22 protein-coding genes are annotated in these 20,735 nt (G+C 51.0%); 19 read left to right on the top strand and 3 right to left on the bottom strand.

Translation table 11 applies throughout. The features are described from left to right. From tnpA to BM159_RS09665, 11 genes are all read left to right on the top strand, one after another. Nucleotides 1-246 (top strand): IS200/IS605 family transposase (gene tnpA / locus BM159_RS09715; RefSeq protein WP_143089427.1); only part of this gene is annotated, 246 nt, incomplete at its 5' end. Between the two features lie 275 nt (nucleotides 247-521). Next, nucleotides 522-701 carry a Nif11-like leader peptide family natural product precursor gene (locus BM159_RS09710; RefSeq protein WP_093914042.1) on the top strand — a complete coding sequence of 60 codons (180 nt, stop codon included), beginning with the start codon at nucleotides 522-524 and terminating at the stop codon, nucleotides 699-701. 3 nt (nucleotides 702-704) lie between these two features. Further along, nucleotides 705-2,339, top strand: a complete 1,635-nt coding sequence (locus BM159_RS09705) for a radical SAM/SPASM domain-containing protein (RefSeq protein ID WP_093914041.1) — start codon at nucleotides 705-707, stop codon at nucleotides 2,337-2,339. Between the two features lie 66 nt (nucleotides 2,340-2,405). Next, the gene (locus tag BM159_RS09700; protein WP_093914040.1) at nucleotides 2,406-2,600 is read left to right on the top strand and encodes a Nif11-like leader peptide family RiPP precursor; all 195 of its coding nucleotides are present in this window, start codon (nucleotides 2,406-2,408) and stop codon (nucleotides 2,598-2,600) included. A gap of 201 nt (nucleotides 2,601-2,801) precedes the next feature. Continuing rightward, nucleotides 2,802-3,542, top strand: a complete 741-nt coding sequence (locus tag BM159_RS09695; RefSeq protein ID WP_093914044.1) for an NAD-dependent protein deacylase — start codon at nucleotides 2,802-2,804, stop codon at nucleotides 3,540-3,542. A gap of 1 nt (nucleotide 3,543) precedes the next feature. Next, nucleotides 3,544-4,392: a PfkB family carbohydrate kinase gene (locus tag BM159_RS09690; protein ID WP_093914039.1), complete on the top strand. Its 849-nt coding sequence runs from the start codon at nucleotides 3,544-3,546 to the stop codon at nucleotides 4,390-4,392. Then, nucleotides 4,385-4,978 carry a nucleoside deaminase gene (locus tag BM159_RS09685; RefSeq protein ID WP_093914038.1) on the top strand — a complete coding sequence of 198 codons (594 nt, stop codon included), beginning with the start codon at nucleotides 4,385-4,387 and terminating at the stop codon, nucleotides 4,976-4,978. The genes BM159_RS09690 and BM159_RS09685 overlap by 8 nt, the downstream gene beginning before the upstream one ends. 84 nt (nucleotides 4,979-5,062) lie before the next feature. After that, a complete protein-coding gene (locus BM159_RS09680; protein WP_093914037.1) occupies nucleotides 5,063-5,677 on the top strand; it encodes a hypothetical protein in 615 nt (204 codons plus the stop codon). 120 nt (nucleotides 5,678-5,797) lie between these two features. After that, on the top strand, nucleotides 5,798-6,145 hold the full coding sequence (locus tag BM159_RS09675; RefSeq protein ID WP_177205997.1) for a DUF4234 domain-containing protein: 348 nt from the start codon (nucleotides 5,798-5,800) through the stop codon (nucleotides 6,143-6,145). A 140-nt stretch (nucleotides 6,146-6,285) separates the two neighbouring features. Beyond that, a complete protein-coding gene (locus BM159_RS09670) occupies nucleotides 6,286-6,705 on the top strand; it encodes a hypothetical protein (protein ID WP_093914035.1) in 420 nt (139 codons plus the stop codon). 67 nt (nucleotides 6,706-6,772) lie between these two features. Next, a complete protein-coding gene (locus tag BM159_RS09665; protein ID WP_093914034.1) occupies nucleotides 6,773-8,767 on the top strand; it encodes a carboxylesterase family protein in 1,995 nt (664 codons plus the stop codon). A 235-nt stretch (nucleotides 8,768-9,002) separates the two neighbouring features. On the opposite strand, the gene BM159_RS11990 is transcribed toward BM159_RS09665, so the two are convergent. Beyond that, complete coding sequence (locus BM159_RS11990; RefSeq protein ID WP_177205996.1) at nucleotides 9,003-9,161, bottom strand: hypothetical protein; 159 nt, start codon at nucleotides 9,159-9,161, stop codon at nucleotides 9,003-9,005. A 261-nt stretch (nucleotides 9,162-9,422) separates the two neighbouring features. On the opposite strand from BM159_RS11990, the gene BM159_RS09655 reads away from it, so the two are divergent. The 4 genes from BM159_RS09655 to BM159_RS09640 all read left to right on the top strand — a co-directional run bounded on the left by BM159_RS09655 (nucleotide 9,423) and on the right by BM159_RS09640 (nucleotide 12,311). Then, nucleotides 9,423-9,770: a hypothetical protein gene (locus tag BM159_RS09655; protein WP_093914032.1), complete on the top strand. Its 348-nt coding sequence runs from the start codon at nucleotides 9,423-9,425 to the stop codon at nucleotides 9,768-9,770. Nucleotides 9,771-10,114: 344 nt separating this feature from the next. Beyond that, the gene (gene queC / locus BM159_RS09650) at nucleotides 10,115-10,810 is read left to right on the top strand and encodes a 7-cyano-7-deazaguanine synthase QueC (protein ID WP_093914031.1); all 696 of its coding nucleotides are present in this window, start codon (nucleotides 10,115-10,117) and stop codon (nucleotides 10,808-10,810) included. A gap of 124 nt (nucleotides 10,811-10,934) precedes the next feature. Next, on the top strand, nucleotides 10,935-11,168 hold the full coding sequence (locus BM159_RS09645; RefSeq protein WP_093914030.1) for a hypothetical protein: 234 nt from the start codon (nucleotides 10,935-10,937) through the stop codon (nucleotides 11,166-11,168). Between the two features lie 27 nt (nucleotides 11,169-11,195). After that, nucleotides 11,196-12,311 (top strand): spermine/spermidine synthase domain-containing protein, encoded by a 1,116-nt coding sequence (locus tag BM159_RS09640; RefSeq protein ID WP_093914029.1) that lies wholly within the window; start codon nucleotides 11,196-11,198, stop codon nucleotides 12,309-12,311. A gap of 58 nt (nucleotides 12,312-12,369) precedes the next feature. On the opposite strand, the gene BM159_RS09635 is transcribed toward BM159_RS09640, so the two are convergent. Both BM159_RS09635 and BM159_RS09630 read right to left on the bottom strand, forming a co-directional pair. Beyond that, nucleotides 12,370-13,167 (bottom strand): vWA domain-containing protein, encoded by a 798-nt coding sequence (locus tag BM159_RS09635; protein ID WP_093914028.1) that lies wholly within the window; start codon nucleotides 13,165-13,167, stop codon nucleotides 12,370-12,372. A 133-nt stretch (nucleotides 13,168-13,300) separates the two neighbouring features. After that, a complete protein-coding gene (locus tag BM159_RS09630; protein WP_093914027.1) occupies nucleotides 13,301-14,527 on the bottom strand; it encodes a hypothetical protein in 1,227 nt (408 codons plus the stop codon). Nucleotides 14,528-14,774: 247 nt separating this feature from the next. Between BM159_RS09630 and BM159_RS09625 the strand changes: the two genes are divergently transcribed. The 4 genes from BM159_RS09625 (at nucleotide 14,775) to BM159_RS09610 (ending at nucleotide 20,583) form a co-directional block, all read left to right on the top strand. Further along, complete coding sequence (locus BM159_RS09625; RefSeq protein ID WP_093914026.1) at nucleotides 14,775-15,554, top strand: DUF3298 and DUF4163 domain-containing protein; 780 nt, start codon at nucleotides 14,775-14,777, stop codon at nucleotides 15,552-15,554. 244 nt (nucleotides 15,555-15,798) lie between these two features. After that, nucleotides 15,799-17,196, top strand: coding sequence for a sodium-dependent transporter (locus BM159_RS09620; RefSeq protein ID WP_093914025.1), 1,398 nt, complete (start codon nucleotides 15,799-15,801; stop codon nucleotides 17,194-17,196). Nucleotides 17,197-17,222: 26 nt separating this feature from the next. Next, nucleotides 17,223-19,259, top strand: a complete 2,037-nt coding sequence (locus BM159_RS09615; protein WP_218149570.1) for a TRAP transporter permease — start codon at nucleotides 17,223-17,225, stop codon at nucleotides 19,257-19,259. Between the two features lie 307 nt (nucleotides 19,260-19,566). Next, entirely contained in the window at nucleotides 19,567-20,583 is a 1,017-nt protein-coding gene (locus BM159_RS09610) for a TAXI family TRAP transporter solute-binding subunit (RefSeq protein WP_093914023.1), read from the top strand. Nucleotides 20,584-20,735 lie beyond the last annotated feature (152 nt).

Raw genomic sequence — 20,735 nt, 5'->3', positions numbered from 1 at the left:
ATGAGTGTTTCCTATATCATGGGGTATCTAAAGGGAAAAAGTTCACTGATGATATTTGAACGACATGCGAATCTGAAATATAAATTTGGAAATCGAAAATTCTGGGCAACCGGATATTACGTTAGTACGGTAGGGCTGAATGCGCAAACCATACAGAAATATATCCGGGAACAGGATAAGATGGATCAAATGGAAGATTCGTTATTCAGTAAAGAATACGAAGACCCTTTTAAGGGTAGCAAGTAGTCATACCACTGCGGCTTGAACAAAGTGAAAGCCAGCGTCATTTAGGCGCTGGCCTGTGTTGGGCCCTTATAGGGCTAAGCGAACCACCCCTTGAAGGGGTGGAAGCGATTATAATGAAATACAGATGAGACTGTTACTGTAAGTTGCAGTTTTACTCACCAAAGGTTCTGTGATATAATTTAAAAAATAATTCCCGTGAGTGTCAATTTTCGATATTTTGTCCTGTATATAATTAGTGAGATGCATTAAAAAGCTTTTTTGGGGAGGGTGTTACTATGCCGATCTACAAAAAAGATCTTACAAAAGAAATGGTTGTAAAAGCCATGCAGTGCAAAACACCGGAGGAACTGATGGAAATGGCGAAAGCCGGGGGCTTTACGATTACCAGAGAAGAAGCCGAATCGTATATGGCGGAACTGGCGGCTTCGGCCTCTGGTCAGCAAAGGAAGATGTGAATCATGAGACTAAGCACCTATGAAATCATCCTGCCGCTGGTCGGTGCGGATGAAAAACCGATTGAGGGATACGCGCTGCTGGTGAACGGCCTGTACGGCGCCATGGACGTAGTGCCGAAGGAAGACGCGGACAGGCTGCAGGCAGGAAATTTTGCCGGATTGTCCGCCGCGTTGCGGGAACGGCTTATGCTGCGCGGACACATTACCCGCAAAGACGAAGCGGGCGAACTGGCGGACCTGAAACTTTTTTCACGCATCTACAAGAACGTTCAGGGCCGCATGGGTGTAGGGCTGGTCATCATGCCCACCTACGACTGCAACTTCCGCTGCCCGTACTGCTTTGAACAGCACCGGCTGAAGAAAGGGCAGGACTGGCTCGATAACACCATGAGCGATGAGATGATAGAGGCCGTTTTCGCCGCGCTGAAGGACTACAAAGCGCGGGGTTATGTGGTGAACGGCTGCACGTTCTATGGCGGGGAACCTTTCCTGGCAAAGAACATCGGCGTGGTAAAAAAGATTGCCGGCAAATGCAGGGAAATGGGGCTGTTCATGGGCGCCGTCACCAACGGGTACGATCTGGAAGCGTATCTGGACTTCATGGAGGAATACAAGCTGGGAAGCATACAGGTGACGGTGGACGGCACGGCGGAGCTGAATGACCGCCGGCGTCTCCACAAGAACGGCCTGCCCACCTACGACCGCATCCTCCGCAATGTGGAACTGGCGCTGCAGCGGGGCGTGACGGTGCGTCTGCGGGTGAACGTGGGCAAAGAGAACCTGCACGGGATTAAGGACCTGGTCGATGACCTGAAGGCCCGGGGCTTTATCGCGAAAGAAGAAGAACGGGCCAAAGAAGAGGCGGAACTCAGGAAAACCGATCTCAAAGCGAAGACGAAGCGGGGCGTGTTCAGCTATTACTTTAAGGCGACCACCGATGACGCGCATCCCGAAAAGAATATCAGCGAGCAGGATACCATTGACGAAATGATGAAGATCGGCTTCACGGCGGAGGAGGCGGTTGCCCGCCAGAGCCAGTACGACATGATCTGGTACCGGATGAACAATCTCTTCAAAAAGGAAAGTTATCCGGATTTCTCCCCGGCGTATTGCGGTGCCGAGACGGGAATGCTGGTGGTGGACCCCTTCGGGAAAATCTATACCTGCTGGGACGTCGTAGGGAAAGACGACCAGGTGACGGGTTACGTCCAGCCCGGTATGAGCCGGTTCTTATGGAATTTCAATAAGGCAAAGTGGCGTACCCGCACCGTGGATTTGATGAAAGCCTGCCAGACCTGCCCGCACGCCCTGATCTGCCGGGGTGGCTGCGCTTCCCGCTCCAGCAACGCGCATGGCGACTACTTCCGGGAGTTCTGCGGCGAGGTCAGGGAAATTTTTGCTTTCGTTGCGTCCCGTGTGGCCGGTCGGGAATGGGAAAAACGTTGTGCCGCCGCTGCCGCGGGGGAAGCATGCATGGATGCCTGCGCAGGTGAACTGACACTGTCCCTGGCCGGACCTGCCTCGCGGTTTACAAATGCGGAACGGGAGACGATTATGTCAACAACCAGCCAGAAGGAAATATTTGATATCGTAAAAGCGACCGCCTTTTTACCGGAACCGGCGGAAGCGGAAAAATAAATAATTGAATTTGGGAGGGATTCTGCTATACCGATCAACAAAAAAGAACTCACAAAAGCACAAATCATGAAGGCCATGCAGTGCAAAACTGCCGACGAACTGATAGCGCTGGCGAAGGCCGGCGGCTATGAGATAACCAAAGAGGAAGCGGAAGCGTACATGGCGGAGCTGGCCGATTACGATCTGGACGGGGAAAAGCTGCAGGCTATTGCCGGTGGCACCGGTCCGTATGATGCCCAACGGCCGAAACGGATAGAATAATCGAAAAACTCCAATTTTGCACAGTAAATGACTCAACAGCCGTGGATTTTTCCGCGGCTGTTTTGTTATAATTAAGGAAAACGGAGTGTACACAGAAAGTGGTTTATCAGGGGAACGGTTTGTGAAAGAAGAATGTTTGATTTGCAGTGCTCCTCTGGAATATCCTGAAACAGAGATCCTTAATCCGGAGAAAGGATGAAAATGAACAGTATAGAAGCGCTTACACAGATTCTTAGGGAAAGTAAAAATGTTGTGTTCTTCGGCGGCGCCGGGATGTCCACGGAGTCCGGGGTGCCGGATTTCCGCAGCGCCAACGGAATCTACAGCCGGAGGCTCCATCAGGAGTTCCGTCCGGAGGAGATGGCTTCCCACAGTTTCTTCGTGAACCATACGGAAGCGTTCTTCGAGTTCTACAGGGAACACCGGATTTTCCGGAACATCCGGCCCAACGCGGGGCATATCGCGCTGGCGGAACTGGAACGGCGCGGCATTCTGAAGGCCGTCGTCACGCAGAATATTGACGGGCTGCATCAGCTGGCGGGCTCAAAAACCGTGTACGAGCTGCACGGTTCCATTCTCCGGTGGCCATGCCTGCAGTGCGGCAGGGTGTATCCGGTGGACTACGTGCTGCAGGAAGAAAACAAGCCGATTCCCTATTGTGAAGACTGCGGCGGCATCGTCCGGCCGGGCGTGGTGCTTTATGAGGAAGGCCTGGATTCCGATGTGGTGCATAACGCGGTCCGCGCCATCCGGGAAGCGGATACGCTGATCATCGGCGGCACGTCGCTGGTGGTCTATCCGGCGGCGGGGCTGATCGATTATTTCCGGGGGCACCATCTCGTTCTGATCAACAAGACCGAAACGAAAGCGGACTCCAGAGCGGAGCTTGTCATACGCGACGCCATCGGGAAGGTGCTTTCGGCGGCGGTAGAAGGGATTTAAAATGGACAGACTGGAACGGCAAACAAATCCCCGGGGATATTTTGTGGGATTGACGACAATGGACTATGTGTTTTATGTCGATTCCCATCCCCGGAAAAATTCCAAAGTAAAAACGAATCATTTCACGAGGCTTGTGGGCGGGCCGGCGGCGAACGCGGCCATAACTTATTCGCTGCTGGGCGGAAGCGCTGTGTTGGTCACCTGCCTCGGCAACACGGCGGAGTCGCACATGATAAAAGAAACGCTGGAAAAATTTGGCGTGACCGTTGTCAATTGTACGGAGGATGATGCCATGCCTGCCGTGGCGGCCATCGCGGTGGACCGGAACGGCGACCGGCAGATTTTCAGCGGCCAGAACCAATATAAAACAATTCATGTTCCTGCGTTGGAAGAACCGGCTTTCTGCCTGTTTGACCTGAACCAGCAGGAACTTTCGCTGGGCGTTCTTCCTGACTGTGCTTGTGAAATTGTAGTGGATGCGGGTTCCTGGAAAGGAGAAACCCTTGCGTTTCTTAAAAAAGCAAGTGTTGTAATTTCTTCCGAAGAGTTCAGGGATCCTGCGGGCCGTGACATTTTTGCCATCGAAGAATGTGCGAATGCCAAAAAGGCCATGACAAGGGGAGAAAAACCGGTGCGTCTGGATGACGGTGAGATTCCTGTAGCGTCCGTGACCTGCGTGGACAGCCTGGCGGCCGGGGATATTTTCCATGGGGCGTTTTGCTTTGCTTATTATCATAAGCAGTATGATTTCAGGGAAGCTCTTACGTTCGCTTCAAAAATCGCCACCGAAAGCGTAAAGTATGCAGGACCCTGGGAATGGGCGAAGAAAGTGAGTGATAGAAATGGCTGACAATATTTCACGTGAAACATTTTCCGCTTCTGCGGTTGTATCTTCCAGGGTTGTTTCAAACGAAACGCCTGACAAACATAAAATTGCGGAAGCAAGCCGCATTATCGCGGCGCTGCAACATGAACTGGAGGAACTGGCGGATCTGGGCAGCGGTCCCTTTGCCGCGGCAATCTATGACGCGGAGGGGAACCTTGTGGCAAAAATGCCGAACACGGTTACGCTGGACAATTGTTCCCATAATCATGCGGAGATGAATGCCATAAAAGCAGCGGAGGAAAAGCTGGGAACGTATGATCTTTCCCCGTTTTATTTGAAATTGTATTCAACCTCTGAGCCTTGTCTGATGTGCATGGGCGGCATTATGTGGTCAGGCATAAAGGAAGTGTACTACGGCGTGCCTACCGAATCCGTGGAAGAGATCACGGGGTTTGATGAAGGCTATAAACCCGGATGGCTGGAAGAGTTTAGGAAACGGGGCATCATCGTGTACGGCAACATTGAGCGGGAGCTGGGCGAGCAGGTGCTGCGGAACTATGTGGCGAAAGGCAAAAAAATATATAAGCCGTCCCGGCAGGATGAGCAGTGACAGATCTGGCTCGAAAAAGACAATATGCGCAGTTGCTTGCAAATTGCAGGCAACTGAATGACATTTTTGCGGAGGTGACAAACGATGAACGCAGGCAGATTTTTACTTAAAAAAGTTACGGGCTTAATTTTCGCGGCGGTAATTCTTGCAACTTGTGTCTGCATGGGACTTGCGGCGGAGGCAGGCGATTCGCCGAAGAACTGGTATGATAAGGACGGTTTGTTCCACGAGCAGTATAACTCCTACGTCTATGCCAAGGACGAGAGAGGCCTGCTCTCCAGACAGGTCGAGGTTGTGATGCATACCTGGTATGACAGGGAGGGAAACCAGCATGAAATAACCACGTCTCCTGAGTGGACGAGAGAAAATACGGTTTCGGCAGCGACGTCGGCAAAGTCACGGATCCGGTACTGGTATGACGAGAAAGGTATTTTTCACAAAGAATATACATTTTTCACGTCCAAGGGTGATAAAGATATCGAGCATATATGGTATGATAAGGACGGGAAACAGTATGGCAAGGAATACGGGTACGTCATCATTAACGGACAAACTCTTTACCGGGAGAGCGTCACGACCTACGATGCGAAAGGCTGGCGTCATATAAATATTTTCTGGATTTATCCGGATAAAAGCCGGCGCGACAAGCATATCTGGTTTGACGACAAGGGCGAGCGCCATGAAGAGTGGAAGAAATAAGGGAACGTTGTGTTTTCGCGGCAATGAGAAACGCGCTGCGGGGAACACAGAATGGAGTTGCTTTGCGGCAAAGATGGAACGGGTTATAAAAAAACTGTAACAATTGAGGGGGAAACTATTATGGTTAAGAAAAGAAGTATTGTGTTCGCGGTGATTTTTTCTTTCGTCACCTTCGGGTTATACGGATTGTACTGGATTTACAAAGTTACCAACGAGATGAACACCCTGTTGTATAAAAAGGATGCCATGGGCGGCATGATGGTCCTGATTTTAACCTTGATTACCTGCGGGCTCTATGGATTTATCTGGGCCTACCGGCTGGGGGAGAACGTGGACAATCTGAAGCGGAACCCCGGCGGCAATTCGGGCATTCTGTATCTGATCGTGTATATTCTGGGCTTCGGTCTGGTGGATCTTGTGCTGGCCCAGGATGCCATCAATACGTATCTGGACGGACAGGGGGCGTAAAGGAGGAACGCTCAGTTGTTTACAAATTGCAAGCAACTGAAACCGCCTGCGGCCGGTGGGAAAAAAAGATAAGACAGACGTGATTGATGAAACAATGCTGAATGCGCTGATGGCAGCCATGTAGATAACAGGAGGTTATCATGTACATAGGAAGAGTTTTAAAAATTCTTGTCCTGGCGGTTTCGGTTTTCGCGGTCGGCGCCCTGTGGCTGCCGGGCGTATCCCTGGCCGCGGATGTGTGGTGCTGTTCCCACGACGGCCGTACCTTTTATCTGGATTCGGACAGCATTAACGCGGCAAATCTTCCGACGGGAATGGATTACCGGGTATCGGTAAAGGCGGTCCGAGAAAACGACGGTTCCCTGGAACGGATTGTCATTTACGGTTTCGAGTCTCAAAACGACCGCATGGTAGGGGCGTTTTATGAAAAATCCACCGACCTGTGGGAGTATTCTCCTTCCAAAAATGAAAGGCCGGTTTTGAAAGCCGTCTGGGAAACGATGAAGCCGTATATGAAGCAAAAAAATATCAATTACAGCGATTCCTGGAAGTGGGAGTGAAACGGCTGGCTCAACCGCAGTTTTTACGACGCAAGTATGTTAATAGAGACAATAATGCTGGTGAAGCATGAAAAAATTATTTACGGTTGATGATTTTATGATAGCCTTCGTCTCAGCGCTTGGGTATGGACTGGGCTATGAAATTCCGAAGCTGCTGGGATGGCCCGACTGGCAGTGCCTGGCAGTCTGCTTTGTGGCCGGATTTGCGATGGATTTTGCGGTAGGCAGAATCATCTTCAGCAGGGCCATACAGAAGAAACCGGCGTACAGGTTCGTGGCTTTTGCCCTGTTCATCTTCATCTTTCTGGCGGTCCAGCATATCGCCATGTCATGGCTGGGAGTCTCCATGCTCGGGCATTTGCTGGTGCAGTACAGGAGTGTCATCGCCTTCCCGGTTCTGGGATTTTTGTTAAGTATGGCTGTCCGCTGGTACCGTATCCGGAAAGTCCGCAGGCAATACGGGGACGGGAGCAATGGTTTTGTGTTTGACGAAGCGCTGAAAACCATCGACCTGGACGAAGTGAACCGGCAGAACCGGCCCATCCGCGGCGCCTATGACACCGGTCTGGCGGTAAAGACAAAAACCGGGACGTATGTCGGTGTTAAAGAGAAGAACATCATTTACTATTCGGGAATTCCCTATGCAAAGCCTCCTGTGGGGGAACGCAGGTGGAAAGCGCCCGAACCCCTGCCGGAATCGGAGGCCGTATTTGAGGCGCAGCACCTCGGCGCATCCGCGATTCAGGTGGACCACGAGGGCTCGATTTTAAAGCATCACAGGCAAAGTGAGGACTGCCTGACGCTGAATATTTGCGTAGGCAGTAAAAAGACGGACCGGAAAAAGCCGGTCATCGTGCTGTTCCATCACGGCGATTTTGCCTACGGCGGGTCTGCCGATCCGCTGATGGACGGTACCAGTCTGATCCGAACCTGTCCGGACGTTGTGGGCGTCAGCTTTAATTTCCGTCTGGGTCTCTTCGGTTTCATTGATTTTTCGGAGGTCCCCGGCGGGGAAGCGTATCCCGATGCCTTAAACCTGGGACTCCTTGACCAGATTGCGGCGCTGCGATGGATCAAAGAAAACATAGCGGCTTTCGGCGGCGATCCGGACCGGATTACCGTGATGGGCTTCGAGTCCGGGGCTGTCTCCATCAGTCTGCTGGCGGCCTGCGAACAGGCGAAGGGCCTGTTCCGGAAAGCGTTTGTGTTCCACGGCAATCCCATGGCGGCTTTCGATACCCCGGAAATGTCGAGAATGCTGGCGAAGAAGTTGTTGCAGGAAACGTCGGCGGCGACGATGGAAGAACTGATGCAGCTTTCCACGGAACAATTGAAGGAAGCGTCGCAAAAACTTTTGATGGGACTGTTTCTCTCCGGGCCGGTCCGTGACGGAAAACTGATTTCCGCAGATGTGTATGAAGCGTACCGGAACGGAACCGCGACCGATATCGAATTCCTGATCGGCGTCGCCAGCAATGAAAGAAAGATTTACAGGTCCTTTGTCGGCAATCAGACCTACGGGGATTTCATATCCAGTGAACTGAACGTCATTTTACGCTACCTTGATGAAGTCAGTCCTCCTGATGCACAGGCTATAAGAGCCTATGTCCGGGAACAGGCGGCCACGGTGCCCGAGGTGGAAGCGAAAGCGAAAGCGGTGGAACAGTGCAGCGCGCTGGGTGTGTATCTCAGCGCAAGAAAACTGGCAGAAGGCGGAAATAAAGTGTATCTGCTGTACTGGAACGTAAAGCCGCTGCTCGAGAACCTGGGATCGGGCACGGTGGACGTGGCTTCGGCGTTTCTGGGAAACAGCGACGGGGCGCAGCTGTACGGCAATGTCCTGGATGCGGATATATCCGAGGTGCTCCGGAGTTTTTTAGTAAAATTTCTGCGCGGCGACGCGATGCGGTTTTACAATAACGAAATCAGGGGAGTCAGTGCGATTGAGTGGGAACGGTTCCCGAAGGCTCTCCTCGTTTCCGATAAAGGATTGCGCTGCGGTCCGGTGGAAGACAAGCTGACAGAGATTAAGGGTTTGCCGGAGTTTATCGGAAAGTATTAAGAGACAGCATTGTGTAGACAAAACATACTATGTTAAGGGAATAATTATGCTGACAGCCACAGATTTTTCTGCGGCTGTTTTGTTATAAATGTACCTGTACGCGTCCGAGAATCTGCTGTGCTGCCGGATAAATGAAATCACAAAAAAAGAAGGCCTGGATCAGCGCTCACTTCCTCCCGGGAAACCGGGACCGGATGTGGCCGGTGATTCAGCACCTTCTTTGGAGAGTTCAGGTTTACGTGCGTTCTTCTTCTTTTTTTTGTTCCAGTTTATTCAGTGTGAGATGTAGATTTATCGCTGCGCAGGAAAGCGCGGTCAAAGCGAGCCATAGACAAAACAGGTCTACGATGACTTCCTTGTTTTTTATAGTAGGTTTCTTGTTCTGATCCGCCATATCCGTATTCCCCTTTCTGTAGAACTGCTGCTTATAATTATAACAAAAGCGCGCGTTCTTTTGCAACCGGAACCTGTTCATGCAAGTTTCATGTATTGCAGCGGGTGTGGTTTCTTTTCCTGTTTCGTTTATAACAGGCAAAGCAGATATCCGTTGTAATGATTTAAGTTGTAATGATTTAAATAGATTTTAACCTGGCAGCCGTGGGATTTATTTTCTGCGGCTGTTTTGTTATAATTAATTATTAATGGAGGTAACGATATGAGAATGTATGCCCGGCTCAGAGAGCCCAGAAAATCGGATGATAATACTTATATTTATAAGATTATGCTGTATAAAACCGGGGAAGGCATCTATCTCTTTACCTATTCCGGCGCGGACGCGGTCCTGAGCGCGGCGGACTACTGTTATGATTCGCTGGAAGACCTGTATGCTGACTGGAACGATCTGATCGATGAAACAGGCTGGATCGAGCTGGAGGATCCCCTTCCGGGCTGCCAGCATGACGCGTTCATACCCCTGCGGGTGAAGGGCCGGGATATCGGAAAACCGGAGTGGGGCGTTTACGAAACACTGAAAGACGGGGAATGGGTCGAATATAACCTGTAAACCGGGAAATGACAAAAATGACAGAATTGGAAGGGCAGATTGTGTCATGCCAGTTTTATATTTACCGCTGATAGGTTTTTTTGCGGGCATGCTGATTATTTCGTTGGGCCGTGGCTTATGTCAAAACTGGACCGCCGGAAGGTAAACCGTTATCTTCGTCCTCTGGTGGCGGTGATTAATCTGATTCTGGCCGTGTTGATTTTGATGAAGTGAATGTATCCCGCTGCAATGATTGGCCTGATACGTTCAATTGTTGATGCGCATAAAAGCATTGGATAAGAATATGCGCTTTCAGGAAGTAAAGAAGGTTTTACAAAACCATTTTAATTTTGAGGAATCGTTTTATGAAAGCACTGGTATTGTTCAGCGGCGGTCTTGACAGCTCCGTCTGCCTGGGGCTCGCCGTAAAAAAATATGGGGCGGACGAAGTACTGGCCCTTTCCATTTATTATGGCCAGAAACATAAGAAGGAGCTGGAAGCCTCGGAAAAAATTGCTTCCTTCTATGGCGTTAAAAGGATTACGCTTGATCTGGGGGAAATATTCAGAGGCGCCGACTGCAGCCTGCTGGAAGGATCGGCAGCGGATATTCCCCATGAGGAGTATTCTGACCAGCTTGCCAAAACAAACGGCGCGCCGGTCAGCACGTATGTTCCCTTCCGTAACGGATTGTTCCTTTCCTCCGCGGCTTCTGTTGCCATAGGAAATGGCTGTGAAGTGATTTATTACGGAGCCCATGCGGATGACGCGACAGGCAGCGCTTACCCTGATACCAGTGTAGAATTTAACAAGGCCATAGCCGACGCCATTTATGTAGGCAGCGGAAAGGCGCTGCGCGTGGTTGCGCCTTTTATCGGCAGGTCGAAAGCGGATGTTGTAGCCGCGGGATTGGAAATCGGCGTTCCTTTTGCAATGACCTGGAGTTGTTACGAGGGACATGAGAAAGCCTGCGGTGTTTGCGGGACGTGCCGTGACCGGAAACGGGCTTTTCAGGAGAACGGTTTGGCTGATCCCATTGCGTATGAGAATGGGAAGGACTGATGAAGGCGCGTATAAAAAAGGAATTATGTGATTGGAATCACAGTGAATTAAAAATTTTGTGATTAAAATTAAATAAGAGGAAAAGTTACTTAAAGCAGTATTAAATAAAAGGAGGAGTGTCACCGTGAAAATTTACATCATCACCTGTACGTTTAACACTGCACAGACGTTGATCGACTGCGCTTTCCAAAAGGAAGCGGAGGCAAAGGCATATGCAGCCGGATTGAACGCCGACAGGGCGAAGGCGGTTGCCCGCTGCAGGGAACTCATCGTTTTGCGAGAAGGGGAAGCGATGGCTGCGTTTCTGGACGAAGCGGGCAGCATTGTGTTTGAGGTTTTGGCTGCCGATCTGAAATAAATCAACGGCGGCGGAATGGAGAGTAACATGAAATTTGTAAGCAGCCGACGGATCCGGAATCTGTTCCCGGGATATATTGAGAATTATTTTACGTACCAGTCCGCGTTCAGTCAGATCCTGTCCATGATTTCCGACACCAAGTATGACTGCGTCCTGAACCTGGGAAACGCGAAGGATGGGGACATAACCCCGGTCAATGTGGTCAGCGCGCTGGCGGGTCATCAGATTACTTCGGAGCAGGATCCGTTCTATCCCCTGATTGCGCATTGTAAAGCTTTTAGTCGTGAGGATCTGCTGGGGAATCCCTATTACCGTGACATACGGCTGGAAGGCTGTGAGCTGGGGGATTTCCGGGTTGCTTCTGTCATTGACAGGCAGTTCGAGGTTATTTTATGGAACGAGGTCGTCTGTGAAAAATGCGGCGGTCTGGATTCCTTCGTTCCCTGTATCGGTTTCTGGAAAGACGAACCCGCGCCCTATTATATTTTGCAGGACAAAGAGGGAAACGGATGGATGTCCGTCACGTTCAATGAGATCTTTACCATGCAGCCGGCCGTTGACGAAGCGAAGGGCAGGGTGCTGACGCTGGGCCTGGGGTTAGGCTATTTCGCCTATATGGCGGCGCTGAAACCGGATGTGGAAAGCGTAACGGTTGTGGAACGGAACGAAGGCATCATCGAATTCTTCAAAGAGAAGATTCTGCCGCAGTTCGGAGAGGCCGGTGCAAAGATCCGTGTGATGCAGGAGGATGCCTTCGAGTTCATGCCGAAGGTACAGGACGGGGAATATGATTTCTGCTTTGCGGATATCTGGAACGGGCTGCAGGAGGAAAAACCGTTTTACGCGTTGCGGAACCTGTGCGGAAGCAGTTACCGCGGCATGAAGATGGCCTACTGGCTGGAGAACAGCTTCCTGGGGCAGGTGGCCACCGGCGTGAAAGCGGTGTTGATGGAAGGATTCGCGGAAGCGGAGCAGGAAAAGACCTGGTTGCAGCTAGCCATCTCCGCGAAACAACTGCGGGACAGCGGAAAATACGAATTCTTCGCGGTGGCCGACAAGCTTATGCAGGACGTTGTCATAAGAACCATGGAAGACATTGAGTATTACTGGGAGTTTGCGAATATAAAAAAGCTGTGCGAATAATAATAAAAAACGCCGGAACCCTGTTAGCGGGCTCCGGCGTTTCATTATTTGTTGCTGATTATTTGTCTTCTTCTACTTCTTTCTTCCAGTTTCCGGATTCCATTTCGCCGGCTGCGTAATCGGCCACCATGGCGTTCACAGCGCGGAAGTTGGCCTTCACGCCGGACTGGGTGTTTCTGTATTTCATGGCATGTTCCTTTTTGATGCCGATGTTCTGTGCCGCTGCGGCCGCGTCGATGTTGGCGCCCAGGAAGACAAATTCAAAATTCTTTTCCTGCAGTTCGGAGATCAGCGCTTTCACTTTGGCGTAGGTCCATTCTTTGGACGCGTTTTCCTTGCCGTCCGTGGTGATGACTACCAGTACTTTGTTGCCTTTGGCATCGATGTCCGGCAGGGTTTTCATCTGGGACAGGGTGTTGCCGACAGCGTCCAGCAGGGCCGTGGTACCCTGGGGCGTGTATTCTTTATCGGTAATATTTTTCACTTTATCCAGGTCGGCGCGTTCATAGATGGTGGAAACCGCGTTGTTGAACATGACGGCCGTCACCTTCACCGGCAGGTCGCTTTGGCGCTGTTTGTCCAGCATGGAGTTGAAGCCGCCGATGGTGTCTTTTTCCAGCCCGTACATGGAGCCGGATTTATCCAGGATCAGCACCAGGTCCATGGAAGTGGCCTTTTCTGTTTTTTTCTGATGTTCGGCAGGTTTTTCTTTTTCCGTGGTTTCCGTGGCAAAAATTTTGGTGCCCGTAGGAATGCCCAATTTGTCCGCTAACGTTTCCGAAGAAGAAGCGGCGAAAGCCGTCGCGGAACAGGCTAAGGCAAGAAGAGCCGTGCAGATGATGGCAGTTTTTTTCATGATGAGTTCCTCCCGTAAAGTAAATGACTGTTTTACGAAAAATAAGACGAAACGGAAGCAGGGCGCGCCAGCTTTCCGATTATTGATTGTAGCTATTGTATGACAATTATTTGTCAAAAATGTGTTTTTACGGTTATTTCTTCTCCGGCTCTTTCTGTTTGGGTTTCAGTTTGTTCAGACCTTCGTTGCCGATGATGATCAGGTCGTTTTCTTCCATGGCATATATCTGGTTGGGGCTGTTTGTTTTATGTATTTTTTGTCCGATGCACCAGCGTTCCAGCACGGGATGCCATCCGAATTCGTTGTAGGCGGCGTCGTGGAATTTGCGGTTGCGGGCCGCGATGGCTGTTACGTTGTCGGCCGGGGCCAGGCTGTCCATAAATACATAGTATTTGATTTTACGGTTATCTTTCATGGCAAATTCAAAAGCGTTGCCGTTTTGTTTGATCTGCATGTCGCGGGTTATGTCGAAACGGCTTTCCCGGTCTTTGAAGGAACCGTCTTTCTGTTTTTCACGCAGGAGCGTGATGGCAGGGTAGTGGATGGTAAAGGGCGCTTTGCCGTTGTAATCCTGCCACTGTTTGTGTTCAAGCTTGTCGCTTCCGTAGACTGTCAGGGATTCAACGGCCAGGGAATCGTGTCCGTTCACCGGCCACCGGGGATTCTCGCCCCAGGCTGCGCGGCTGGCCGCTTCCACGTCTTTTTGCAGCGCATCCGGGAAACGCTGCAGGTCCAGACGCACGCGGCTGCCGAATTGTTCCGCCGCTGTCTCCATCACAGCACGGGGGCGCAGCGGGGCCCCGGTGTAGATGAAGTGCAGGTTGACGGAGTAATTTTTGTCTTTAAAAGAATTTTTGGCAAAGGCGTCCATGTCTTTGATGGTAATGGGCAAGACGCCACCGAGTTCGTTGTCTTCTTTATTGCCCCCGATCGGCGGCTTTTTGCCGTGCATGTCGACCCGGGACGAAATGTGAACCTCCGGTTTTACCGCGGTCCACTGCAGTCCCAGCATGTCATTGACCAGGGCGGTCGCTTTTTCCGCGTATAAATCAGCCTGTTTGGAGGTATAGATGTCGCCGGTTTTGGTGTTGACGGCGAACTTCAGCTTTTTGCTGCCGGACTCGTATTCGCCGCTTACGAATTCCGTCAGCTGCAGCTGGTGATTTTCCCCCAGATATTTTACGCTCGAAACCTCTTTGACCTTTGCGTTGGGATCCGTTTTGGCGAGGTATTCTTTAAAGATTTTTATGGCGCTGTCGTACAGCTTGTCCTGTTCGGAGGAAGTGAAGTCATCCAGGTAGCATCCGGAAAAGGACAGGCAGAAAAGGATTGCCAGACAGAAGGTCAGCAGTCGTTTCATAGGATGGTTCCGCTCCTTTCAGAAAAATATCAAAACATCATTTATATTATAGAATATCTGTGTTAAAATAGCTATAATTAATTGTAGAGGAAAGTAAGCCTTCGTTTCGGTTTTTGCTTACGTTCATGGGGGAACCGTTACCGTTTTATGACGGCTTTTCTTTTTTCGGGCCGGACGACTGCCGGGTTAATCTGTTTAAAATTGCTGCGCGGTTTCTGTGACCGGGCGGCTGAAGGAGGTACATATAATGAGAAAAATAGTGGTAAGTCTTGTTGCTGCGTTGTTGATGTTATGCGCGGCATTGCCCTGTTTTGCGGAAAAGCCGGCGGACGTTCTGCCTGAGATCCGCATGGAGCAGCAGAAGCAGGAGTACCGGACGCCCCAGGGGCAGGTCTGTATCGTCACCGATTACAGCCGCCTGATTGTGGAGAATGCGGACGCGTTCCCGGCACTGGCGAAAAAGCTGGAGCAGGTGCATAACCGGGAGTGGAATTACCGCATGGAAGACGAAGCACGGGAAGATTACAAGGACGCAGTGGAACTGAAAAAGCACCGCCCGGAAGATTATATGCACTATCTGCTGGAAGAGAGGGTCTGGCAGAAGTATCTGAGCCGGAACATCCTGAGTCTCTACGTAGAGTATTATCAGAGCCGGGGCGGGGCCCATCCGAACATCGATATTTTTACCTACAACCTTGACCCGGTGACCGGTGATTTCATAACGATGGACGACGCGCTGGCTCCCGGCAAACGGAACGAATTCCGTGATATGTATGTGAAGCCGGCCCTGGAAAAGGTGAAAAAGGAGCGGGGACTGTTTTATTACGATAACTACAAGACCATTGTGGACGACCTGTTTCAAAGGGATTATGCCGGCGAACCGCCTCTGACATGGACCTGGGGTTATGAAGGAATCACCATGATTTTCCCGGCGGAAACCATTGGGCCCGCGGTCATGGGACCGGTTGAGGCTTTCATTCCCTTTAAGGGAAATGAAATGCTGTTTAACAAAAAATATATGAAATAACCCGGCGAGTTTTCAATTATTCAATATACGCTTTCAGGCTTGCATTCAGAGTAATGCCTGAAAGCGTTTTTTAGTCTGCCTGACAGGGGGGCGCCCGAAATACATTGCCTTGTCAAAATGCATTTTTCTGTGTAATTATAAGTTGCTTTAAAGTTGTTTTCATATTATAATGAACATTATTATTGTGACAGATATGTGAAAACCCTGGCACAAAATTTATTTTCAGAGACTTGGGGGCCTTCATTTGAATCAGGAAAAGGAAAGAAATAATTTTACGGGAACGCTTGGTTTTGTTCTGGCTTCGGCGGCCAGCGCCATTGGGCTGGGAAATATCTGGCGGTTTCCGTTTCTGGCTGCCCGCGACGGCGGCGGTTTGTTTTTGGTTTGTTACCTGGTGTTGGTTGCAACCTTTGGTTATACGCTGCTGTCTTCGGAAATCGCTATTGGGCGTAAGACCCGGCAGGGGCCGTTAACGGCGTATACCCAGATGGATAAACGGGGCTCTGCCATCGGTGTGCTGGCCTGCCTCGTGCCGGTGTTGATCTTGCCATACTACTGCGTCATCGGCGGCTGGGTGTTAAAGTATCTGGCGGCGTTTGTCAGCGGCGCCGGTCTGGCAGCTGCGGGGGATAAATACTTTACCGGTTTTATCACCAGTACCTGGGAGCCGATCTTCTGGTTTGCGATTTTTATGGCGGCGGTTGTGTTTATTATTTATCTTGGCGTGGAACAGGGGATTGAAAAGTATTCCAAGGTTTTGATGCCGGTCTTTTTCCTTATGATCATCGGGGTATCGGTGTACTCCCTCACGTTAAGTTATACCGATGCGTCCGGTGTGACCCGTACGGGGTGGGAAGGGTTTCTGGTATATACGGTTCCCAATCTGGAAGGTGTTACCTTCAGCAAATTTCTGAATGTACTGATGGATGCCATGGGGCAGCTGTTTTATTCCATTTCGGTAGCGATGGGCATCATGGTTGCCTACGGTTCGTATGCGAAAAAGGATGTGGACCTGAGCCAGTCCATCAACCACATTGAACTGTTTGACACCCTGGCAGCGTTTCTGGCCGGTGTCATGATCATTCCGGCTGTTTACACCTTTATGGGCAAGGAAGGCATGTCCGCGGGTCCGTCGCTGATGTTTATCTCCCTGCCAAAGGTTTTTGCGGCCATGGGCTCCGCCGGGTCTGTTGTGGGAATTGTTTTCTTTGTCATGGTAACCTTTGCGGCGCTGACTTCCGCCATGTCGGTACAGGAAGCTATCGTAGCAAGCTTTATGGACCGGTTCGACTGGGAACGTTCCAAGGCTACGCTGCTGATTGGCCTGTACGCCCTGATCGGCGGCATCATCGTATGCCTGGGCTATAATGTGGCCTATTTCGAACTGCCGCTGCCTAACGGAGCGGTGGCCCAGATCCTGGATCTGATGGATTATATCAGCAATATCGTGTTCATGCCGCTGGTGGCCATTGGCGAATGCCTGCTGATCGGCTGGGTTGTCGGGGCGGACTGGATCATTGAAGAAATCGAGCAGGGCAAATATACATTTGGACGTAAAAGCATGTACCGGATCATGGTGAAATATGTTACGCCGGTACTGCTGTTTATATTATTCTTACAGGCCTTTGGCGTGTTTAACTGACACAGGTTTAGCCGGACGGTTTCCGGATGAACGGCATTACGTCGGTCGGTGTGTTGAAGAGGGGATTGTGTTTTATGCAGGGGAAAGAGAAAGCGGCTGTAAATCCTGAAAACGTAAAGGATGAAGCGCAGCTGCAGAAAGAACTGGACAAAAAGGCGCAGGAATTGCTGGAAGAAAAGGAAGCGGACTCCCGCATGCGGACCTATATCGGTCCCATGAGTAAAATACTGGTCGTACTGCTCTGCGTCTGGACGGTATTCCAGCTGTATTTCACTACGCTGGGGGCGATCAGCGCCATTAACCTGCGGGCGTTCCACTGTATCTTTTTGCTGCTGTTTACGTTTTTGCTGTTCCCTACATACAAAAAAGAGAAGCGCGTGTGGAAACTGCCGCCGGTTTGGGATATCCTTCTGATTTTGCTGGGAACCGGTTCTTTCGGTTACCTGATTACGAATTTTACCCGCATCGCCGAGACCGGGGGACGTGTGGATTCTTTTGAGGTGGGCATTGCGGCGGTGGCGCTGCTGGTGGTGTTTGAAGCGGCCCGGCGCGCTTCCGGGAATCTGGCGTTGCTGGCCCTCATCTTTCTGGGTTACAATTGGTTCGGCGCATTCCTGCCGGGGTTGCTGGGACATAACGGGTTTACCCTGAAGCGGGTGCTGATTACCCAGTTCTGGGGGACCCAGGGTGTGCTGGGCACCGGTATCGGCGTATCGGCCACGTACATTTTCCTCTTTGTTGTGTTTGGCGCGTTCTTAAAACACAGTGGTTTTTCCAAATTCATCAACGATTTTTCCCTCACATTAGTGGGCCAGACCCCCGGCGGTCCGGCGAAGGTGGCGGTGGTTGCTTCTGCCCTCATGGGTATGATTAACGGTTCCGCCATTGCCAACGTGGCCACCACGGGTACCATTACCATTCCCCTGATGAAGCGGACCGGGTACCGGAAAGAATTTGCCGGGGCAGTGGAAGCGGTGGCTTCTACCGGCGGTCAGTTCTGTCCTCCCATCATGGGCGCGGTCGGTTTCGTCATGGCGGAATTCCTGAACCTGAGTTACACGAAAGTTATGCTGGCGGCGATCGTGCCGGCGTTCCTGTATTATCTGGGACTGTTGATGTCCGTGCACTTTGAAGCGAAACGGCTGGGCCTTTCCGGTCTGTCGAAGGAAAACATTCCCGATGCGATGAAGGTGATCCGGGAGCAGGGGCACCTGGTGATCCCTCTGGTTGTGCTGATTGCCCTCATGTTTGCGGGCTACACGCCGTTGTATGCCGCGGTCATCGCCATCTTTGCCACCATCGGGGCCAGCTGGATCCGGAAAGAGACCCGCATGACCTGGAACAAGATTATCGAAGCCACGGTGGAAGGGGCCAAGGGCGCTATTTCCGTTGGCGTCTGCTGCGTCATCATCGGCGTCATCATCGGCACGGTGACCCTGACCAGCATGGGTCTCAACATGGGTTACCTGATCCTGAATGTAATTAACAATGACAATATTTATGTGACGGGCCTTCTGGTCATGATCATGTCCACGATCCTGGGCATGGGCGTTCCCGGCGTGGCCGCTTACGTTATCGTGCAGGCGGTGGCGGTTCCGGTCCTGATCAAGGCCGGCGTGCTGCCCCTGACTTCTCATCTGTTCTGTCTCATCTATGCCTGTCTGTCCAACATCACCCCGCCCGTTGCCATGAGCGCCTATGTGGCGTCCGGCATTGCCGGTTCCGACCAGACGAAGACGGGATTGTGGGCGGTACGGTTGGGGCTGATTGGTTTTATCATCCCCTTCTTCTTCCTGGATAACCCGGTGTTGTTGATCGGGGTGGATCCCAACGCAGCATTAGCAACAACCTTATGGACCGTATTCACGGCCTGCGTGGGAACCGTCGCCCTGGTGGCCGGGCTGGAAGGCTGGCTGGTACAGAAATGTAATATGGTAGAGCGGCTTGTCCTCATCGCCGCGGCGCCGGCCATGCTGTACCCGGGAACGTTCACCGATTTCATCGGATTGGCCTGCCTGGTGGTAATCGGGGCCCTGCAGTTTATCAGAAGGAAGAAAAGCTGAGTTTTATTTATATAAAATTTTGCATTAGGAAAAGACTTAGTAAAACCGTGCCCGTTTGCTATTCCATGGACTTATTCGCCTATGGCTTCGAAACTCGGGGCTACGCCCCTCAGACAGTCTCGCCATAACGGCGAAATTCATCTCATGGAATCACGCAAACGTTCCCGATGTTTTACTCATGTCTTTTTCTTCCGCAAAATTTTATACAACTGCAAATAAGTAACTCTGTTATTTTTATGAAAAAAGCGATATAATAGTTCAAGTAGCATTACCTGAACATGTAAATTTTTTAAGGAGGAAAAGAACTATGAAAAAATCCTTGAAACGCATATTAAGCGCATCTTTGGCCACCATGTTAATGGTAGGGGCATTAACTGGCTGCGGCGGCGGAGAAAAAAAGGCGGAAGCTCCGAAGAAAGCTCCCGCGGCTGCGACGGAAAAGATCAAGATCAATTTCCCGACAGCTTCTGCTTCCGGCGCCCTGTATGCAGTAGGCGCTGCCATTACCAATAACTGGAACAAGACCGTTCCTTCCGTCAGCGCGGCGAGCCAGGCTTCTGCCGGCGGCATTGCCAACCTGAACATGGTTTCCGACGGGGAAGCCCAGGTTTCCATCGCAATCAGCAGCAACGCGTACCAGTGCATGAACGGCACCGACAGCTTTAAAGGCCATGCTTACAAAGACCTGAAAGCTATCGCCGGTCTGTACCTGAACCCCAACCAGGTTGTAGTAACCAACAAATCCGGTATCACGAAACTGGAAGAGGTGAAGGGCAAACATTTTGCGGTTGCTTCTGCCGGTTCCTCTGTTTATAACGAATGCCAGACCCATTTCACCGCGGCCGGCATCAAATTCCCGGAAGAGATCAAAGCGGAATACATCGCGTTCGGCGGCGCGGCTGACATGCTGCAGAACGGCACCATCGACGGCGCCTGGATCATGTCCGGCACCCCGGCATCCGCTGTTTCCCAGGCTCTGAGCGCCAACTGCCGTCTGGTAAATATCAGCGACGACATTATTAAAAAGCTGCAGGAAAAATATCCCTGGTATGTTAAGTACACCATTCCCGCAGGCACCTATCCGAACCAGAAAGAAGCCATCAACACCTCCGCGATTAAGATGGTTATGTTCTGCCGTCATGACCTGAAGGAAGATACCGTTTACCAGCTGACCAAGACTTTCTGGGAACACATCGATGAACTGGGTCAGTCCCAGAAGAACCTGAAAGGACTGAAACCGGCTGAAGCCGTAAAAGATATCGCCAAGATCCCGCTGCATCCCGGCGCGGAAAAATATTACAAGGAAATCGGCGTGCTGAAATAAACGCGGAAAACGCTTCGTAAAAATTTTGCTTGCCTGTTTCACGTGAAACAATTATACTAAAAGCACACAGAAGATTCTTCTGTGTGCTTTTAACTTTTTGATTCCATAACTTTATAAAATTTATTGTGGCGAGGGACTTGGGGGAGCGCCCT

Origin of the sequence: Succiniclasticum ruminis DSM 9236, from assembly GCF_900112895.1 — a bacterium.
GTDB lineage: Bacteria > Bacillota > Negativicutes > Acidaminococcales > Acidaminococcaceae > Succiniclasticum > Succiniclasticum ruminis.
This window is presented reverse-complemented; position numbering and strand designations above follow the sequence as displayed.

What these genes read in the sequence shown, in the direction of transcription:
- BM159_RS09670 (WP_093914035.1), top strand. Translation starts at nt 6,286, where the DNA reads ATGTACATAGGAAGAGTTTTAAAAATTCTTGTCCTGGCGGTTTCGGTT.
- BM159_RS09610 (WP_093914023.1), top strand. Translation starts at nt 19,567, where the DNA reads ATGAAAAAATCCTTGAAACGCATATTAAGCGCATCTTTGGCCACCATG.
- BM159_RS09665 (WP_093914034.1), top strand. Translation starts at nt 6,773, where the DNA reads ATGAAAAAATTATTTACGGTTGATGATTTTATGATAGCCTTCGTCTCA.
- BM159_RS09695 (WP_093914044.1), top strand. Translation starts at nt 2,802, where the DNA reads ATGAACAGTATAGAAGCGCTTACACAGATTCTTAGGGAAAGTAAAAAT.
- BM159_RS09710 (WP_093914042.1), top strand. Translation starts at nt 522, where the DNA reads ATGCCGATCTACAAAAAAGATCTTACAAAAGAAATGGTTGTAAAAGCC.
- BM159_RS09680 (WP_093914037.1), top strand. Translation starts at nt 5,063, where the DNA reads ATGAACGCAGGCAGATTTTTACTTAAAAAAGTTACGGGCTTAATTTTC.
- BM159_RS09700 (WP_093914040.1), top strand. Translation starts at nt 2,406, where the DNA reads ATGAAGGCCATGCAGTGCAAAACTGCCGACGAACTGATAGCGCTGGCG.
- BM159_RS09705 (WP_093914041.1), top strand. Translation starts at nt 705, where the DNA reads ATGAGACTAAGCACCTATGAAATCATCCTGCCGCTGGTCGGTGCGGAT.
- BM159_RS09685 (WP_093914038.1), top strand. Translation starts at nt 4,385, where the DNA reads ATGGCTGACAATATTTCACGTGAAACATTTTCCGCTTCTGCGGTTGTA.
- BM159_RS09630 (WP_093914027.1), bottom strand. Translation starts at nt 14,527, where the DNA reads ATGAAACGACTGCTGACCTTCTGTCTGGCAATCCTTTTCTGCCTGTCC.
- BM159_RS11990 (WP_177205996.1), bottom strand. Translation starts at nt 9,161, where the DNA reads ATGGCGGATCAGAACAAGAAACCTACTATAAAAAACAAGGAAGTCATC.
- BM159_RS09655 (WP_093914032.1), top strand. Translation starts at nt 9,423, where the DNA reads ATGAGAATGTATGCCCGGCTCAGAGAGCCCAGAAAATCGGATGATAAT.
- BM159_RS09615 (WP_218149570.1), top strand. Translation starts at nt 17,223, where the DNA reads ATGAACGGCATTACGTCGGTCGGTGTGTTGAAGAGGGGATTGTGTTTT.
- BM159_RS09635 (WP_093914028.1), bottom strand. Translation starts at nt 13,167, where the DNA reads ATGAAAAAAACTGCCATCATCTGCACGGCTCTTCTTGCCTTAGCCTGT.
- BM159_RS09690 (WP_093914039.1), top strand. Translation starts at nt 3,544, where the DNA reads ATGGACAGACTGGAACGGCAAACAAATCCCCGGGGATATTTTGTGGGA.
- queC (WP_093914031.1), top strand. Translation starts at nt 10,115, where the DNA reads ATGAAAGCACTGGTATTGTTCAGCGGCGGTCTTGACAGCTCCGTCTGC.
- BM159_RS09640 (WP_093914029.1), top strand. Translation starts at nt 11,196, where the DNA reads ATGAAATTTGTAAGCAGCCGACGGATCCGGAATCTGTTCCCGGGATAT.
- BM159_RS09675 (WP_177205997.1), top strand. Translation starts at nt 5,798, where the DNA reads ATGGTTAAGAAAAGAAGTATTGTGTTCGCGGTGATTTTTTCTTTCGTC.
- BM159_RS09625 (WP_093914026.1), top strand. Translation starts at nt 14,775, where the DNA reads ATGAGAAAAATAGTGGTAAGTCTTGTTGCTGCGTTGTTGATGTTATGC.